Origin of the sequence: Flavobacterium hankyongi (assembly GCF_036840915.1) — a bacterium.
GTDB classification, from domain to species: Bacteria; Bacteroidota; Bacteroidia; order Flavobacteriales; family Flavobacteriaceae; genus Flavobacterium; species Flavobacterium hankyongi.
The window spans coordinates 2,161,698-2,180,110 of the sequence record NZ_CP085725.1 but is presented as its reverse complement, the minus strand read 5'-3'; the positions used below and the strand labels follow the sequence as shown (position 1 = coordinate 2,180,110).

At 34.0% G+C, this 18,413-nt stretch carries 11 protein-coding genes; 9 read left to right on the top strand and 2 right to left on the bottom strand.

Annotated features, from left to right (window positions below):
* Positions 1-3: 3 nt before the first annotated feature.
* Entirely contained in the window at positions 4-600 is a 597-nt protein-coding gene (locus LJY17_RS10120) for a murein L,D-transpeptidase catalytic domain family protein (RefSeq protein ID WP_264543707.1), read from the top strand.
* Between the two features lie 34 nt (positions 601-634).
* Here LJY17_RS10120 and LJY17_RS10115 read toward each other — a convergent pair whose 3' ends face one another.
* Complete coding sequence (locus LJY17_RS10115; protein ID WP_264543706.1) at positions 635-2,053, bottom strand: APC family permease; 1,419 nt, start codon at positions 2,051-2,053, stop codon at positions 635-637.
* An 88-nt stretch (positions 2,054-2,141) separates the two neighbouring features.
* Between LJY17_RS10115 and LJY17_RS10110 the strand changes: the two genes are divergently transcribed.
* Genes LJY17_RS10110 through LJY17_RS10090 form a run of 5 tightly spaced genes read left to right on the top strand, consistent with a single transcriptional unit; the run spans position 2,142 to position 5,273 of the window.
* Complete coding sequence (locus LJY17_RS10110) at positions 2,142-2,372, top strand: (4Fe-4S)-binding protein (RefSeq protein WP_264543705.1); 231 nt, start codon at positions 2,142-2,144, stop codon at positions 2,370-2,372.
* Entirely contained in the window at positions 2,365-2,673 is a 309-nt protein-coding gene (locus LJY17_RS10105; RefSeq protein WP_264543704.1) for a GNAT family N-acetyltransferase, read from the top strand. The genes LJY17_RS10110 and LJY17_RS10105 overlap by 8 nt, the downstream gene beginning before the upstream one ends.
* Before the next feature lie 41 nt (positions 2,674-2,714).
* A complete protein-coding gene (ruvB, locus tag LJY17_RS10100) occupies positions 2,715-3,737 on the top strand; it encodes a Holliday junction branch migration DNA helicase RuvB (protein WP_264543703.1) in 1,023 nt (340 codons plus the stop codon).
* Positions 3,738-3,794: 57 nt separating this feature from the next.
* On the top strand, positions 3,795-4,730 hold the full coding sequence (queG, locus tag LJY17_RS10095) for a tRNA epoxyqueuosine(34) reductase QueG (RefSeq protein WP_413614508.1): 936 nt from the start codon (positions 3,795-3,797) through the stop codon (positions 4,728-4,730).
* A 9-nt stretch (positions 4,731-4,739) separates the two neighbouring features.
* Positions 4,740-5,273: a hypothetical protein gene (locus LJY17_RS10090; protein WP_264543701.1), complete on the top strand. Its 534-nt coding sequence runs from the start codon at positions 4,740-4,742 to the stop codon at positions 5,271-5,273.
* Between the two features lie 62 nt (positions 5,274-5,335).
* Here LJY17_RS10090 and LJY17_RS10085 read toward each other — a convergent pair whose 3' ends face one another.
* A complete protein-coding gene (locus LJY17_RS10085; RefSeq protein WP_264543700.1) occupies positions 5,336-8,017 on the bottom strand; it encodes a reprolysin-like metallopeptidase in 2,682 nt (893 codons plus the stop codon).
* Between the two features lie 168 nt (positions 8,018-8,185).
* Here LJY17_RS10085 and LJY17_RS10080 point away from each other — a divergent pair, with 168 nt between their 5' ends.
* The 3 genes from LJY17_RS10080 (at position 8,186) to sprA (ending at position 18,366) form a co-directional block, all read left to right on the top strand.
* On the top strand, positions 8,186-10,477 hold the full coding sequence (locus LJY17_RS10080) for an NADP-dependent malic enzyme (protein ID WP_264543699.1): 2,292 nt from the start codon (positions 8,186-8,188) through the stop codon (positions 10,475-10,477).
* Positions 10,478-10,569: 92 nt separating this feature from the next.
* On the top strand, positions 10,570-11,151 hold the full coding sequence (gene ruvA, locus LJY17_RS10075; RefSeq protein WP_264543698.1) for a Holliday junction branch migration protein RuvA: 582 nt from the start codon (positions 10,570-10,572) through the stop codon (positions 11,149-11,151).
* Between the two features lie 3 nt (positions 11,152-11,154).
* A complete protein-coding gene (sprA, locus tag LJY17_RS10070) occupies positions 11,155-18,366 on the top strand; it encodes a cell surface protein SprA (protein ID WP_264543697.1) in 7,212 nt (2,403 codons plus the stop codon).
* The last annotated feature ends 47 nt before the right edge of the window (positions 18,367-18,413 follow it).

The following is an 18,413-nucleotide window of genomic DNA, read 5'->3' as shown; positions in this document are numbered from 1 at the left end:
TTTGTGAAGTCATTTATAATCTCTCTATTTATCCTGTTATCTTTTTGTCAAAATTCTGAAAAGAAAGAACTGTCAAAAAAAGACTATAGTTCATATTCTAAGGAAGCACTTCTTTTTTGTAAAAGAAATAAATTAGAAAGTACATATTATCTTTTGGCCGATTTAAGTATTCATTCGGGTAAAAAGAGATTGTTTCGTTATGATTTTAAAAATGATACAATAACGTCGTCGTACATGGTAAGTCATGGTTGCGGGGATAGCATGTGGGGACAAACTTTTACAAAAAATAGCCCAAAAATTAGTAATGAAGTAGATTCTCATTGCTCGTCTATAGGCAAATATGTAATAAAAGAAAGAGGTGTAAGTCAGTGGGGGATTAAGGTGAAATATGTTTTACACGGTAAAGATAAAACTAATTCAAATGCTTTAGATAGAGCAATAGTACTTCATTCCTGGGAGAAAATACCACATGGAGAAATTTATCCTAAAGGAACACCTGAAGGTTGGGGATGTCCAGCAGTATCAAATGAAGCAATGCGTGAAATTGATAAGACTCTCAAGCAATCAAAAAAACCTGTGTTGCTTTGGGTTATAAAATAAAACCCGATAAGTTACTATCGGGTTTTCTTATTTTTTAAGATTGCGAATCTTCTTTTCCTTTCGTTAGGTAATAAATAGGAATTCCTGCCAACATAATTAGTACGCCCCATCCGCAAGTGCTTGTTCTGTCAATAAGTAACATTACACAAATTGCACTGGCAACTAAAATATACAATGCTGGTAGGAAAGGATAAGCAAAAGCCTTGTATGGTCTTTCTGCATTAGGCATTTTTTTACGTAAAATGAAAATTCCATAAATAGTAAGGATATAGAAAATGATAACAATAATCATTACAAAGTCTAATAAATCGCCGTATTTACCTGTTAGGCATAATGCCGAAGCCCAAATACATTGAATCCATAATCCCCAGCCAGGTACGCTTGCATTATTTAAGTTCGCAGCTTTTTTAAAGAATAAACCATCTTTTGCCATAGTATAATACACACGTGAGCCTGCCATAATTAAACCGTTGTTACATCCAAAGGTTGAAATCATAATCATTATAGCAATAATAATAGTTCCTGTTGCTCCAAAAATATGTTCTGAAGCGACAACAGCTACTCTGTCAGATGGAGCAAAAGCAATTTCCTGTAATGGCATCACTGCTAAATACATCACATTTGCTAAAACATAAATAATACTTACAATTAATGTGCCTAGGAAAAGACTTAAACCTACATTTCGTTCAGGGTTTTTAATTTCTCCTGAGATAAATGTTACACCATTCCATGCATCACTTGAAAATAAAGATCCAACCATTGATGCAGCAATTGCTGAAAGTAAGGCATATCCTCCAACTTCAGACCAAAGTTTTGTTTCTTTATTGAATGATTGGGCTGTCCATGCATTCATCCAGTTAGCATCCCAAATGTCACTTTTTGCGGCTAGGATTAATCCAAATATGATTAGTCCAAACAGAGAAGCAATTTTGGTAATAGTGAATATTTTTTGAATGATTTTTCCGTTTTTAACCCCACGACTATTGATGTATGTAAGTAGTATGATAGTAACAATCGACACTAATTGTGCAGCGCTTATTTTAAAAGAACCAGCTTCAAATAAAAAGTTGTTTTCACTAAAAGAGGGAATTAAGTAGGCCGCAAACTTAGAAAAAGCAACTCCTACAGCAGCAATTGTTCCAGTTTGAATTACTGCAAAAAAACTCCAACCATATAAAAAGGCAATTAATTTATTATATGCTTCTTTTAGGTAAACATATTGACCACCGGCATGAGGAAACATTGAACTTAATTCGCCATAACTTACAGCAGCAGTCATTGTAATAAGAGCCGAAACAATCCAGATAAGGATTAGCCATCCGGCACTTCCTACATTTCTGGTAATATCAGCACTTACAATAAAAATACCTGAACCAATCATTGAACCTACAACAAGAAGTGTAGCATCTAATAGACCCAGTTCACGTTTAAAATTTTGTTTTTCGTCTTGCATAATTTTTTGGTTAGTTTCGATAAAGATATAAAAACAAATACTATAGTAAGATTTTTTGTAACTTTAGGATAATATTAAATCCTATATCATGGAACATGTTAAAGAATATACAAACGGAGAGGTTACCATTGTATGGAAACAAGAGTTGTGTGTCCATTCAGGAATTTGCGTTAGAGGATTGCCAAACGTTTTCAAACCTAAAGAAAAACCATGGATTCATCCGCATACCAGCACGACAGATGAATTAGTGAATCAAATTAAAAAATGTCCTTCGGGAGCATTATCATTTTATTATAACAAAGACAAAAAAGATGAGTAATATTTCAGAAACTCCATTAATGTTAAACGAAGAAAAAAAAAGATTTGAATTAGAAGTAGAAGGAAAAATAGCGTACATAGAATATATTTTAAGTAATGAAAATATTATGTTTCTTACTCATACCGAAGTGCCTGTAGGTCTTGAAGGTAAAGGGGTAGGCTCAGCTATCGTCTCTAAGACACTAAATTATATTAAGGAAAAAGGATATACTTTGGCACCTTTGTGTCCGTTTGTTGGGGCTTATTTAAAAAGACATCCTGAACATAAAGACATTTTGGCTAAAGGATATAATGTACAATAGTCCTATACTAAATCCTATCTAAACTTTCCTATCTTTGCCCCATGAATGAAAATCTGAATCCAAATAAAGACCGCTTTTCATCGGAAGAAATTGACATTGAAAAGGCATTACGCCCACTTTCATTTGATGATTTTACGGGACAGGATCAAGTGTTGGAAAACTTGAAAGTTTTTGTACAGGCTGCAAACCTAAGAGGCGAAGCATTAGATCATACTTTGTTTCATGGCCCTCCAGGATTAGGTAAAACTACGTTAGCAAATATATTAGCAAATGAATTAGGGGTAAGTATCAAAATTACTTCAGGACCTGTATTGGATAAACCTGGAGATTTGGCTGGTTTGTTGACAAATCTGGATGAACGAGATGTTTTGTTCATTGATGAAATACACCGTCTAAGCCCAATTGTCGAAGAATATCTTTATTCGGCGATGGAAGATTTTAAGATTGATATTATGATCGAATCTGGACCAAATGCCAGAACGGTACAAATTAATCTGAATCCATTTACTTTGGTAGGAGCCACAACAAGATCGGGTTTATTAACGGCACCCATGCGTGCGCGTTTCGGAATCCAGTCACGCTTACAATATTATAATACCGAATTATTAACCACAATTGTACAACGTAGTTCGTCAATTTTAAGAATGCCAATCACAATGGAGGCTGCAATAGAAATTGCTGGCCGAAGCCGAGGAACTCCACGTATAGCAAATGCATTATTGCGTCGTGTACGTGACTTTGCTCAAATTAAAGGAAACGGTAAAATTGATATAGAAATTGCACGTTTTGCGTTAAAAGCTCTGCATGTTGATGCTCATGGACTTGATGAAATGGATAATAAAATCCTAACAACCATAATTGATAAGTTTAAAGGAGGTCCAGTAGGATTAACTACTTTAGCAACAGCTGTTTCAGATAGTGGCGAAACTATAGAAGAAGTTTACGAACCATTTTTAATTCAGGAAGGATTTATTATTCGTACACCTCGTGGTCGCGAAGTCACTGAAAAGGCTTATAAACACTTGGGAAGAGTAAGAGGAGCCAATCAAGGTGAATTGTTTTAGGGTATTTCCCTTCGGGTCGGGTCTTCCGCGCTACATGGTAGCTTGCTTCAATCCCTAATGCAAATGAATACAAAAGAAAAATACTCACAAATGATTAAATCCGAAGCACTACGCCTCGGGTTTCTTTCTTGTGGTATTTCTAAAGCTGGTTTTCTAGAAGACGAAGCACCTAGACTTGAAAACTGGCTTAATAAGAACATGCATGGCCAAATGTCGTATATGGAAAATCATTTCGACAAGCGACTCGATCCTACATTATTAGTCGATGATGCAAAAAGTGTAGTTTCTCTTTTGTTAAGTTATTATCCTTCAGAAATACAAAATCAAGAATCGTATAAAATTTCAAAATACGCTTACGGGCAAGATTATCATTTCGTTATCAAAGACAAACTCAAAGATTTATTGCGTTTTATACAAACTGAAATTGGAGAGGTTAACGGGAGAGTTTTTGTCGATTCAGCACCAGTTTTAGATAAAGCTTGGGCTGCTAAATCAGGTTTGGGTTGGATTGGTAAAAACAGTAATTTAATTACAAAACAAGTAGGGTCATTTTACTTTATTGCCGAGTTAATTATAGATATAGAATTAGAATATGATTATGCAACGACTGATCATTGCGGTTCTTGTACAGCGTGCCTAGATGCTTGTCCCACACAAGCCATTGTTGCGCCGTATGTCGTTGACGGGAGTAAGTGTATTTCCTATTTTACTATCGAGCTTAAAGAGCAAATTCCTTACGAAATGAAAGGCAAATTTGACGATTGGATGTTTGGTTGCGATGTGTGTCAGGATGTGTGTCCTTGGAATCGATTCTCAAAACCCCATCAAGAGCCTTTATTTAATCCTAATTCTGAAATTTTATCTTACTCTAAAAAAGATTGGGAAGAAATAACCGATGATGTTTTTAAGAAAATCTTTAAAAATTCGGCAGTAAAAAGAACAAAACTTGAAGGCTTGAAAAGGAACATCGAATTTTTAAATAAATTTGAGTAAAAATTTACAATGGGAAAAGTACTTTTTTTAACCTTAATTTCTTCAATTTTAATCAATTGTTCTGTTAAGAAAAATGAAGTTGGAAAAACATTGAGTGAGCAAGAAAAAAACATTGTTCAGGAATGTCCAAATGGAGGAGAGTGCTCAATAAAGTATTTGGCAAACAAATCTATAAAAATTGATAAAGACAATACGAACAAGATATATTACAATCTCGTAGATAATTTAGAAAAATCTGTTGTAAGGTTTGAGTTTAAAAAAAACAATCCCTCTGGTATGGCTGAAGCAAATTATATTGAGGAAATAGTTCTAGAAGTTCAAAATTCAGCTCAGGAAACTAATTTATCTGACGAGTTTCTTGAAAAAGCTAAAGTGTTATTCGGCAAGTATTGCTATTGTAAAGGTCAAGCAGGAGTCTATTTAATACAAACTGGAAGCTTGAAAATAAAACAAGATAGAGAAGAAATCTCAATCGAATTAAATTTTGATATGAGTCCAATAACTCATAAAGTTTCTAAAATTAAATATTTGATCAAAAAATAAGTTTCAAAAGATTATAAAAAAGGCTACTCTATTGAGTAGCCTTTTTTATGAGTTACATTTTATTATTCAACGACGATTTTTTTAGTTGATTTTTTTACTCCATCTGTTAAGTTGATTATATAAACTCCTTTTTGGAAGTTCGATAAATTCATTCTTTTCTTAATTAGACCAGAATTGTTCAATGATTCTTCATGAACCTTTCTACCTCTCAAATCAACTATTGTTAGAGATGTGTTTTTATCACTTGCATTGAATTCAATGTCGAAAATGCCATTACTTGGATTAGGATATACATTAAATCCAGTAAATTCGAATTCATTATTCGAAAGTGTTATAATTGTTTCTCTAGTACAAATGTTAAATGAAAAACTGTTCAATGTACCACTATTGTTAGTTACAACATCAGCTACTCTAAAGCGCCAGTTACCAGAAGTAGTTTTACCATTAAAAATACTTAATGGATCCGTCGATTTTAATGCAATATTATTTCCAGCTAATCCACAAATGAAATTTGCCCCCGAATCATCAAATGTGGTAATTAATGATGATGCAGAATTGTTACATCCTGTTTGGTCTCCATACAATAATTGAGCTGCGGTATTGTCTGGATGATTAACTCTTACATATATTTGGTTAACTCTGTGTGAAATATTTGTGTTTACATTTACATCAGTAATGACCCCCGGCATTGCAGGTATTGCTAATGTGAAGTTTTGATAAGCAAGTGGATTTTGTTCTACTATTGTAGCATTTGGCGTAGCAGAAAACGTTTGACATGTGTCATTAAAAGTAACGGTGTAGCCAACAGAAATATTTCCTTTATTTACAGCATAGAAAATATTTTCTCTAGACATTACAAGTACCTTACAAAATGGTTGAGATATACTTGGGACTGTAATTTGCTGTGTTCCATCGTTAGGAGTGTTAGATAGAAGTGTTGTGAAAGTTGCTCCGTTGTCGCTTGTCAATAAAATATCAACATTTGGTGAATTATATGGAGCAGCAGCTGTGCCTACAACATTCCAAGTTACGATCTCTGTCGCTCCTACATTCCAAGTAACATTTGTAGCTTGCGAAGTAACTTCAAATGGAGCGGATGTATTTCCTACAGTAATCACTGTATTATCGCGATGAGTTTGTCCTCCATTAGGAGCTCTGTTGTCTCTGACAGTTAATGCAAAATTCATTGTTCTAGCAACACTTGGTGTTACTTCCCAAGTTGGGGCTAAATTACCAGCTAGTACACTTTGTAAATTTGGTAAATATCTATTAGGAGATGTTGTGGGAGGATTTGATCTATAATTTGGACCAGTTGTTGAAGTTTGTAATGGCGGTTGTGTGCTTATTTCAGTATTTGTTTGTTCCCAACAATAGGTTAATGAATCACCATTCACATCAGTAGCACTTCCTTTTAAAATAAAAGCTGTCCCTTTAGGTATAGTGAAATCTGCTCCTGCATTTGCAACTGGAGGTGTGTTTCCATTTGGGTTGTTTGGGGCACAGGTTGCTGTTGAAGCAATTCTAGCAACCATTTCAGCTATGCTTACTGCATGAAAATGAGCATCAGAATTATTTTGCACGTTAGGAGCACAAATTCCAGCATATGCCATGATTGTAGATCCGCTGCCTGGTTCTACAGCAGTACCATTATTAATGTTTCCGCTACAACTGTTATTAAATGTGTGATTTGCTCCAAATTGATGCCCCATTTCGTGAGCTACATAATCAATATCATAAGGATCTCCAACTGGGGCTGGACTTCCTGTTATTCCTCTCGCTTTTGAATTTGCAACACAAGGCGAAGGCCCAGCTAATCCACCGCCACCTGTACTTACTGTATGGCCAATGTCGAAATTAGCAGTTCCTATGATACTTGTAATTTGCGATTGACTTTCATTAATTAATGACGAAGCAGTATCATTTGAAAAGTTGTCTGAATCAATAAATATAATCTGATCGTTAGTTGGAATTAATGTCATTCTCATAGACATATCTCTCTCATAAATTCCATTAACTCTGGTCATTGTTACATTCATTGCGGCAAGAACTGCTGCCTTTTTTTGAGCTAAAGTTCCACCACTTAATCCAGCTGCATTTACATGGTAAGCTGCATATTCTATTGTACAGGCCATAGCAAGTCTAAATATTCTAAATTGACTATCAGAAGCCTTTTCATTAATGTTTGGAACGTTAATTGAGTTGTCAAGCTCAAATTTTTCAGTAACATGGCATTGGAAATTTCGAGAAGGAGCGATGTCTGATTTGTTATAAACAATATATCCTTTGTTGTCTTTTGTATATGTGTCTATGAAAGTTGTGCTGCCATCTTCATTGAATGTCATTGTGTGTAACCCAAACATAGTAACGCTAAATCTAATCTTACTTGCAGGATGGTCAATTCCAATACCAACATACGATTTAATTCCAGGGTATTTATCTTCAAGTTCTTTGTCCATTACAGGAGCTTCATAAATTTCAAAACTTTGAAATTCTCCTTTTGAATTTGGAAAAGCTAATTTAAGGTTAGACCTCTTAGATGATAAATCTAATGGTGCTTGAAATAATTTTGTCTTGAAAGATTCGAAATCTAAGCTGAATAAGTTAAACTTCTCTGGCATAGATGCTCTTTCTGCCTTTTCAATTTTAGAACTTTTATTTTCATTAAAGTTTGTCCATAGATTTTCTTGTGCTTGAATCAAGAAACTAGACAAAGAAAATAAAATAAGAATGTAGATTTTCTTCATAATATTAATATTTGTTGGCAAATCTATTAATTTATTTGATTTTTTATGGTTTAATTGTTAAAAAATATAAAAAACAATGAATTTGTTTTGATTTAAAGATAAATTCTTGAAAACTTTTGTTGTTACATTTCAAACATTAACTTTGCAAGTTCCAATTATCCTAAAAATATGGCAGACGATAAAAAACGCAGAGAAGCTTTATTATATCACGCAAAACCACAACCAGGAAAAATCAAGGTTGTGCCTACAAAAAAATACGCAACGCAAAGAGATTTATCTTTGGCATATTCTCCTGGAGTTGCAGAGCCGTGTATCGAGATTTTTAAAGATGTCGAAAAGGTTTATAAATATACTGCAAAAGGCAATTTAGTTGCAGTTATTTCAAATGGAACTGCAGTGTTGGGTTTGGGAGATATAGGACCAGAGGCTTCAAAACCAGTAATGGAAGGGAAAGCTTTGTTGTTCAAAATATTTTCAGATATTGATGTTTTTGATATCGAAGTAGATGCTACAGATATTGATAAGTTTGTTGATACTGTAAAAGCTATTGCGCCAACTTTTGGAGGAATTAATCTTGAAGATATCAAAGCACCAGAGTCTTTTGAAATTGAAAGACGTTTGGTTGAAGAATTGAATATTCCTGTAATGCATGATGATCAACATGGAACTGCAATTATATCTTCGGCTGCTTTATTGAACGCATTAGAATTAGCTGATAAAAAAGTTGAAGAAATCAAATTAGTTGTTTCAGGTGCAGGTTCAGCAGCATTGGCTTGTGCTAATTTATATGTAGCATTAGGTGTTAAAGTAGAAAATGTTTTAATGTTTGATGTTAATGGTATGCTTACCAATTGCAGAGAAGACTTGTCTGATTTGCAAAAAAGATATGCTAAGTCTTGTGATCCAAAAACTTTAGCGGAAGCATTAGTTGGAGCAGATATGTTTTTAGGTCTTTCGGCTGGAAACATATTAAAGCCTGAAATGCTATTAACTATGGCAAAAAATCCTATAGTTTTTGCAATGGCAAATCCGGTTCCTGAGATTGATTACAATTTGGCTATAGCTACTCGTGAAGATATTATTATGGCTACTGGGCGTTCAGATTATCCTAATCAGGTAAACAATGTTTTGGGATTCCCATATATTTTTCGTGGTGCACTAGACGTTAGAGCAACAAAGATTAATGAAGCTATGAAAATGGCTGCTGTTAAAGCTTTGGCATGTTTAGCAAAACAATCCGTACCAGAACAAGTAAACATTGCTTATGGAGAAACTAAACTAAATTTTGGACGTGAGTATATTATCCCAAAACCATTTGATCCACGTCTAATTTCTGAGGTAGCACCAGCTGTAGCAAAAGCAGCAATGGAAAGTGGTGTTGCACAAAACCCAATCACCGATTGGGATAAATATAAAGATGAACTTCTAGAAAGATTAGGTTCTGATAATAAAATGGTTCGTTTGTTAACAAACAGGGCTAAAACTAATCCTAAGAGAATTGTTTTTGCAGAAGCGGATCATTTGGATGTTTTAAAAGCAGCTCAAATTGTTCATGAAGAAGGTATTGGTGTGCCTATTTTATTAGGAAATCGTGAAATTATTTTAGAGCTAAAAGAGGAAATTGGATTTGATGCTGAAGTTGAAATTTTAGACCCTAAAACTAAAGAAGAAGATGCAAGACGTTTGCGTTTTGCAGAATCATATTGGGAAGCTAGACGTCGAAGAGGAATAACATTATTAGATGCTCAAAAGTGGATGCGAGAACGCAATTATTTTGCAGCTATGATGGTAAATGAAGGTGAAGCAGATGCATTGGTAACTGGTTATTCAAGAAGTTATCCTGCAACAGTAAAACCTATGATGGAACTTATTGGGAAAGCTCCAGGTGTTACCCGAATCGCGACCACTAATATGATGATGACACCTCGTGGTCCTATGTTCTTGGCAGATACTGCAATTAATCCCAATCCGTCTGCAGATGACTTGGCTAAAATTGCCTTAATGACTGCTAAAACAGTTAGAATGTTTGGTATGGAACCTGTAATTGCAATGGTTTCGTTTTCTAATTTTGGGTCTTCAAATATTGAGAGCGCTTCAAAAGTAAGAGAGGCTGTAGATTATCTACATAATTATTATCCTGATTTAATTGTTGACGGAGAAATTCAAACTGACTTTGCTTTAAATCCAGACATGCTTAAAAGTAAGTTTCCTTTTTCTAAATTGGCAGGACATAAAGTTAATACTCTGGTATTTCCTAATCTAGAATCGGCAAATATAACGTATAAAATGCTTAAAGAATTATACAAAGTTGATTCAATTGGGCCAATTATGTTAGGCATGGCTAAGCCAGTTCATATTTTTCAATTAGGGGCTAGTGTAGAGGAAATGGTTAACATGGCTGCTGTTGCAGTTGTCGATGCGCAAGAAAAGGAAAAAAAGCAAAAAAGTCATCAAAAATAGATTTTTACTTCATCGATAAATCTAGCAGTTGAACTGACAAAATAAAAGTAATTAAAGAAAATTACTATATTTGGAGGTTAAGTAAGCTAACTATGATTGCACATATTCAGGGGAAATTAGTAGAGAAAAGCCCAACCGAAGTTATAATAGACTGTAATGGAGTGGGTTATCAAATTAATATTTCCCTACATACCTTTGGTTTATTGCCAAATACTGACCAAATAAAGCTGTATACTCATCTCTTAATTAAGGAAGATAGTCATTCACTTTTTGGTTTTGTTGAAAAATCTGAAAGAGAAATTTTTAAATTATTAATTTCTGTTTCAGGTATAGGCGCAAATATTGCACGAACCATGTTGTCGTCTATTGAACCAAAACAAATAATTAATGCGATTGCTTCAGGAGACGTTGCAACGGTTCAGTCTATTAAAGGTATTGGGGCAAAAACTGCTCAAAGAGCAATTTTGGACCTGAAAGACAAAGTGTTAAAGTTGTATGATATCGAAGAAGTTTCGCTTGTAGCAAACAATACAAACAAAGATGAGGCGTTATCTGCTTTAGAAGTTTTAGGATTTGTGAGAAAAGCATCTGAAAAGATAGTTGATAAAATCGTAGCCAATACTCCTGATGCATCAGTGGAAACAATTATTAAACAAGCGCTAAAAAACTTATAATCGTTGAAACAATTAACTATATATTTTCCGAATATTTTTTCTAAAAACAGTCTTGCTGTACTGTTTTTATTTGTTTTTACTGCCTCTTTTTCACAAGTTAACCAAGATACTGTAAAAGGCTACAATACAGGTGTAATGGATATGCCTAATCCTTCAAGTATTCTTGAAGCATATGAGTATGATCCAGTAAGTGATAGGTATATTTACACTAAGACTTTTGATGGATTTAATATTGATTATCCAATTGTTTTAACTCCAGAACAGTATCAAAAACTAATTCAAAAAGAAGCTGTACGTAATTATTTTCAAAAAAAGTCTGATGCTGTAGATGGTAAAAAAGCAGCAAGTAAAGATGGTAAAAAAGATTTATTACCTAGGTACTATATCAACTCAAGTTTTTTTGAATCTATTTTTGGAAGTAATACAATCGATGTAAAACCAACGGGAACTGTTGAGATTGATTTTGGAGTAAGACATTCAAAGCAAGATAATCCTGCTTTCTCTCCACGAAATAGAAGAACAACAACTTTCGATTTTGATCAAAGAATTAGTTTAAGCTTATTAGGGCAAGTTGGAACAAGATTAAAAGTTAATGCAAATTATGATACCGAATCTACATTCGCATTTCAAAATTTAATTAAACTTGAGTATACTCCTACTGAAGATGATATTCTTCAAAAAATTGAGATAGGAAATGTTAGTATGCCCCTTAATAGCACTTTAATTAGAGGAGCACAAAGTTTATTTGGAGTTAAGATGCAGTTGCAATTTGGAAGAACAACTGTAACAGGAGTCTTTTCTGAACAAAAATCACAAACAAAAACTGTTACATCGCAAGGTGGAGGATTAATTCAGGACTTTAGCTTGTTTGGATTAGAGTATGATTCAGATCGTCACTTTTTCCTATCACAGTATTTTAGAAATCGTTATGATGAGTCTTTAGAAAAGTACCCAATAATAGATTCTAGAGTCCAAATTACCAGAATGGAAGTTTGGGTAACAAACAGACAAAATAGAATTAATACTTCTCCAGAAGGCAATAATTTAAGAAATATTGTTGCCCTTCAGGATTTAGGAGAGTCAAGATCAGCTACAGTGCCAGATTCACAAATGATTGGGATTGATTTAGCGTTGAATCCAACTTTTGTTCCAGGAACAGTACCATTTGATGCTCCAGCAGATAATAAAAATAATGGTTTTGATCCAGCCAAAATTATTTCAGGAGGAGGTAATTTAAACCCTAGTATTAGAGAGGTTGCAACTGCTGGACAAGGTTTTACTGGTTTAGCAACCGCCCCTGCTGAAGGGAATGATTATTCCAAATTAGAGAATGCTCGTAAGTTATCACCTAACGAATATACCTACCATCCACAATTAGGTTATTTATCACTTAATCAAAGATTAGCAAATGACGAGGTCTTAGCAGTAGCATATCAATATACCATTGCAGATCAGGTTTATCAAGTTGGGGAATTTGGTAATGATGGAGTAGACGCAACTAATGTTAATGCAGGAGTACCAACAACTCAGGCATTGATTTTAAAAATGCTAAAAGGAAATCTAACCAATGTGAATAAACCTGTTTGGAATTTGATGATGAAAAATATTTACCAAATTCCTGGAGCGTATCAATTGTCTTCAGAAGATTTTAAATTGAACATTTTATATACTGATCCATCTCCATTAAATTACATTTCACCTGTAGCAGGAACTCCTTTCCCTTCGAATCCAACTGTTGAAAATGAAGTAGAAAGTACTCCTCTGTTAAGAGTTTTTAATTTAGACAGATTGAATCCAACAAATGATCCCCAAAATAGAGGGGATGGTTTCTTTGATTTTTTACCAGGATTAACGGTAGATACTCAAAATGCCAGAATTATCTTTACAACTGTAGAGCCTTTTGGTAAATTGTTATTTGAAAAATTAAAAAATCCAAGCTCACTAGAAAATTATGATGATGTAAATACATATAATGCAAATCAGAAAAAGTATGTGTTTACCAATTTATATAAAAAAACACAGGCCTTAGCACTTCAAGATAGTGATAAAAATAAATTCCAGCTTAGAGGTAAATTTAAATCATCTGGAGGTGAAGGAATTTCATTAGGGTCTGCTAATGTGCCTCAAGGTTCAGTTGTGGTTACTGCAGGAGGTAGGGTGCTACAGGAAGGGGTAGATTATACAGTCAACTATCAAGCGGGTAGAGTTCAAATTTTAGATCCTTCATTGCAGGCGTCTGGCATCCCAATCGAAGTTTCAGTTGAGAACAATTCAGTTTTTGGCCAGCAGACTAGACGTTTCATGGGTGTTAATATTGAACATAAATTTTCAGACAAGTTTCAAATTGGAGGTACATTCTTAAAAATGACCGAAAGACCATTTACTCAAAAAACGAATTATGGTCAGGAATCTGTGAACAACATGATATATGGAGCTAATGTGAATTATTCTACAGAAGTGCCTTTGTTTACAAGATTAGTAAATAAATTACCAAACATAGATACAGATGTTCCTTCTAATTTATCTTTTAGAGGTGAATTTGCCATACTGAAGCCTGGTACACCAAAAATTGACAAATTTGAAGGTGAGTCAACTGTTTATGTTGATGATTTTGAAGGTTCACAATCAACAATCGATATGAAATCACCTTTTGCTTGGACACTATCTAGTGCACCAAAAGGATTTGGAGGTGAACTTCCTGAAGATGATTTATCGTATGGTTATAAAAGAGGTAAGTTGTCTTGGTATACGATAGATCCTCTTTTCTACACAAACCAAAGACCGACAGGGCTTAATGATAATGATTTTTCGCGTCATGATTCACGTAGAGTTTATATAAGCGAATTATATCCTAATACAAACATTGCGGCAGGTCAAACTACAGTTGTAACCACATTGGATTTGACTTATTATCCTAATGAAAGAGGGCCTTACAACTTTAACCCAGCCGCAGTAAATAATACTTTGCCAAATCCACAAGATAATTTTGGTGGAATCATGCGACCTATTAATTCAACAAATTTTGAACAATCCAATGTTGAGTATATACAGTTTTGGGTTCTAGATCCATATCATGGGACTGCATCTGATGCTAATCCTGCAAACACGGGAAAACTTACATTTAACTTAGGAGAGATATCAGAGGATATTTTAAAAGATGGAAGGAAATTGTATGAAAACGGACTTCCGGCTGGGGGATCAAATCCTAATGTAGTAAATACAAATTGGGGTAAAGTACCAGCAGCTCAGTCATTAATTTATGCTTTTGATACTGATGAAGCTAATAGAACACAACAAGATTTAGGTTTAAATGGTTTGAATGATGCAGAAGAAGCTGCTGAATATCCAGCTTTTGCTGGAGATTCGGATCCTGCTCAGGATAATTATGAGTATTTTTTAAGTGCTTCGGGACCTATTACAGATAGATATAAAAAATACAACGGACTTGAAGGGAATTCACCTGTAAATGTGTCGGATAGTAATAGAGGTTCGTCAACAACGCCAGATGTTGAAGATATTAATAGAGATAATACGATGAATACCATCGAAGCGTATTATAAGTTCTCAGTAGATATTAAGCCCAATATGACTGTTGCTGATAAATATGTTACCAATGTGTTAGATACTCAAGTTACTTTAGACAATGGGAATACTACACAGGCGAGATGGATTCAATTTAAAATTCCAATTCTTGAAATAGACCCAACAATAAATGTTGAGGGACCTATTTCTGATTTTAGATCTATCCGCTTTATGAGAATGTTTATGTCTGGCTTTTCAGAAAAAATAACAGTTCGTTTAGGGTCATTAGATTTGGTGCGTGGAGAATGGAGAAGGATGAATGCGTCTTTAGATAATAACGATCCAGACCCTACTGATGACGATACAGGATTTGATATTACAGCGGTTAATTTAGAAGAAAATGCAGCACGACAACCTGTCAATTATGTAATGCCTCCTGGAGTGAATCGTGAGCAATTATATAATAATAATTCTGTTATTAATCAAAATGAACAGTCATTGTCTTTGAGAGTGTATGATAAAGATTCTCCTTTGTCTGGTTCAGGTGGTCTTGAGGTTGGAGATTCGCGTGCTGCATTTAAAAATGTGAGTGTAGACATGCGTCAGTATAATAAGCTTAAAATGTTTTTACATGCTGAATCGTTAGCGAGTTATTCATCTTCTGATTTACAGGATAAACAAATGTCTGCTTTTATCAGATTTGGTAATGATTTTACTGAAAATTATTATCAGGTTGAAGTGCCATTAAAAGTTACTCAACATGGAGCAAATGCACCAGAGAGTGTTTGGCCTGAAGAAAATGAACTTGATATTAATACAGCTCTTTTAACGGCACTTAAGGTTAAGAAAATTCAAGGGGAGTTGGTTCCTAATCCAGTGACTGGCTATTTAGAGATAAACGCTCAAGATTTAGATCCTGGAGCGAAAGAAGGTATGAGAATTGGTATTAAAGGAAATCCTAACTTTGGATTTGTTAGAACTTTAATGGTGGGTGTAAAAAACACTAATGCAGCAGCTAATACCCCTGTAAGAGGAGAGGTGTGGTTTAATGAACTTCGTTTGGCAGATGTTGATAATAAAGGTGGAAAAGCAGCAATTGCAAGTTTAGATACAAACTTGGCCGATTTTATGACACTTTCAGCAACGGGAAGAATGAATACAATTGGTTTTGGAGGAATAGAAGAAAGTCCAAATGAAAGAAGTCGTGAAGAAGCACAACAATATGATATTGTTACTAATGTAAACTTAGGAAAACTGTTGCCTAAAAAATGGGGAATCAATTTACCATTTAATTACGCAGTTGGAGAAGAAATTATTACACCAGAGTATGATCCGCTTTATCAAGATGTTAAATTGAAACAATTATTAGATGTTACTAGTGACGAAGCTAAAAAAGATGAAATCAAAAATAGAGCCGAAGATTTTACTAAAAGAACAAGTATAAACTTTATAGGCGTCAAGAAAGATAGAGCTCCAGAGCAAAAACAGCATTTTTACGACCCTGAAAACTTAACACTATCTTATTCTTTTAATGAATTGCATCATAGAGATTTCGAAGTTGAAGCATTGTTGGATCAACAAGTAAAAACTTCTGCAGATTATGCTTATACATTTAAACCTAAAAATATCGAACCATTCAAGAAAAATCAATTCTTGAAAAAAAGTGCTTATTGGAAAATGTTGAGTGATTTTAACTTTAACTTTTTGCCTAATACGATAAATTTTAGCTCAACGATTTTACGTCAGTTTAACAAACAACAATTCCGTTTAGTTGATGATGTGCAAGGAATTCCAATTAGTCCACTTTATAAAAGAAACTTCATGTTTAATTATAATTATGGATTTAATTTTAATCTTACAAAATCACTTCGTTTAAATTATACTGCTGCAACTGGAAATATAGTACGCAACTATTTTGATGAAGAGAATAATCCTAGAGCTGATTTTTCTATTTGGGATGATTACTGGAACATAGGAACACCTAATCAACACAATCAACAGCTTACAGTAAATTATGAATTGCCAATAAATAAAATACCAATACTGTCATTCATTAAATCTGATTATACCTATACAGGAGATTATTCTTGGACTCGAGCTTCAATTCAGGCACAAGATTTCAATGGATATAATTTAGGTAACACAATTCAAAATGCCAATTCGCACAAATTGAATACTTCTTTTAATATGTCTAGTTTATATAAATATATAGGATTGGTTAAAAGAAGTGAAAGAACTCCAAAACAGAAGCAACCAGCTACACCTTTAGCTGCTCCTAAACCGGGTGAAAAAGTGGTGGCAAAGCCTAAAGCAAAAGTAGCTCAACCTAATATTTGGGTTGATGGGTTAATTGGTTTAGCAACTAGTATTAAGAATGTACAAATCAACTACAACGAAACGAACGGAACAATGCTTCCGGGGTATTTACCATCAATAGGTTTCTTGGGTTCTTCAAGACCATCAATGGGATTTGTTTTAGGTATGCAAGATGATAATGTTCGTTTTGATGCAGCACGTAAAGGATGGTTGACTAATTATCCTGAGTTTAATCAGAACTACACAGAAATTAGTAATAAACAAATTACAGCAACAGCAAATTTAGAGCCGTTCCCTGATTTGAAAATTGATTTAACAGGCGATAGGACTAAAGCATCAAATTTCTCTGAACAGTTTGATGCCGTTAATAATGAGTACACATCACATTCTCCTTATAATACTGGGAATTTCTCTATTTCAACAGTGATGATTGGAACTTCTTTTAGTAATAGTGATGAGGTTTCTTCATCTGCATTCCAGGCTTTTAGGGATAATAGAATTATTATTGCTAATAGATTGGCTGCCCAAAGAGGTATTGATATCACTAATCCTGCTAACTTGGATGCTGATGGATTTCCTAAAGGGTATGGTAAAAATAGTCAGTCAGTATTGTTGCCAGCATTTTTAGCAACTTATACCAGTGACTTTAGAAACGCACCAGACGTATCATTATCGCCATTTAGAAGTTTTCCAATTCCTAACTGGAATGTAAAATATACTGGATTGATGAGGTACAAATTCTTTAAGGATAAATTTAAACGTTTCTCATTGCAACATGCTTATAAAGCAGCGTATACATTAAACTCGTATCGTTCTAATTTTGAATATGATAAAAACCCTAATGCGTTAGATGCTGGGGGGAATTATCAGAACAAAATTTTAATTTCAAATGCTAACTTAACAGAGCAATTTAGTCCACTAATACGTATGGACTTTGAGTTAAAAAGCTCAATTAAGGTTCTTGCTGAAATGAAAAAAGACAGGACTTTATCGATGAGTTTTGACAATAATTTAATGACTGAACTTAAAGGCGTAGAGTATATTGTTGGTTTGGGTTACAGAATTAAAGATGTAAAAATTAGATCTAGATTAGCTGAAAATGCATTAGGATTAATCAAGAGTGATATTAACATCCGCGGTGATATTTCATTAAGAAACAACAAAACAATTGTTAGAAACCTTGACTATGACAATAACCAATTAGGAGGAGGTCAAAAAATTATTTCTGGAAAGCTTACGGCAGATTATTCGTTTAGTAAAAATTTAACCACATTATTCTTTTTTGATTATTCATTCTCTAAAACAGTTATTTCAACATCGTTCCCGATAACGAATATTCGTTCAGGATTTACGTTGCGTTATAATTTTGGAAATTAATCTTGAAAAAGGATTATTTATTGTCGTAATAATTTTATTTTTGTTCG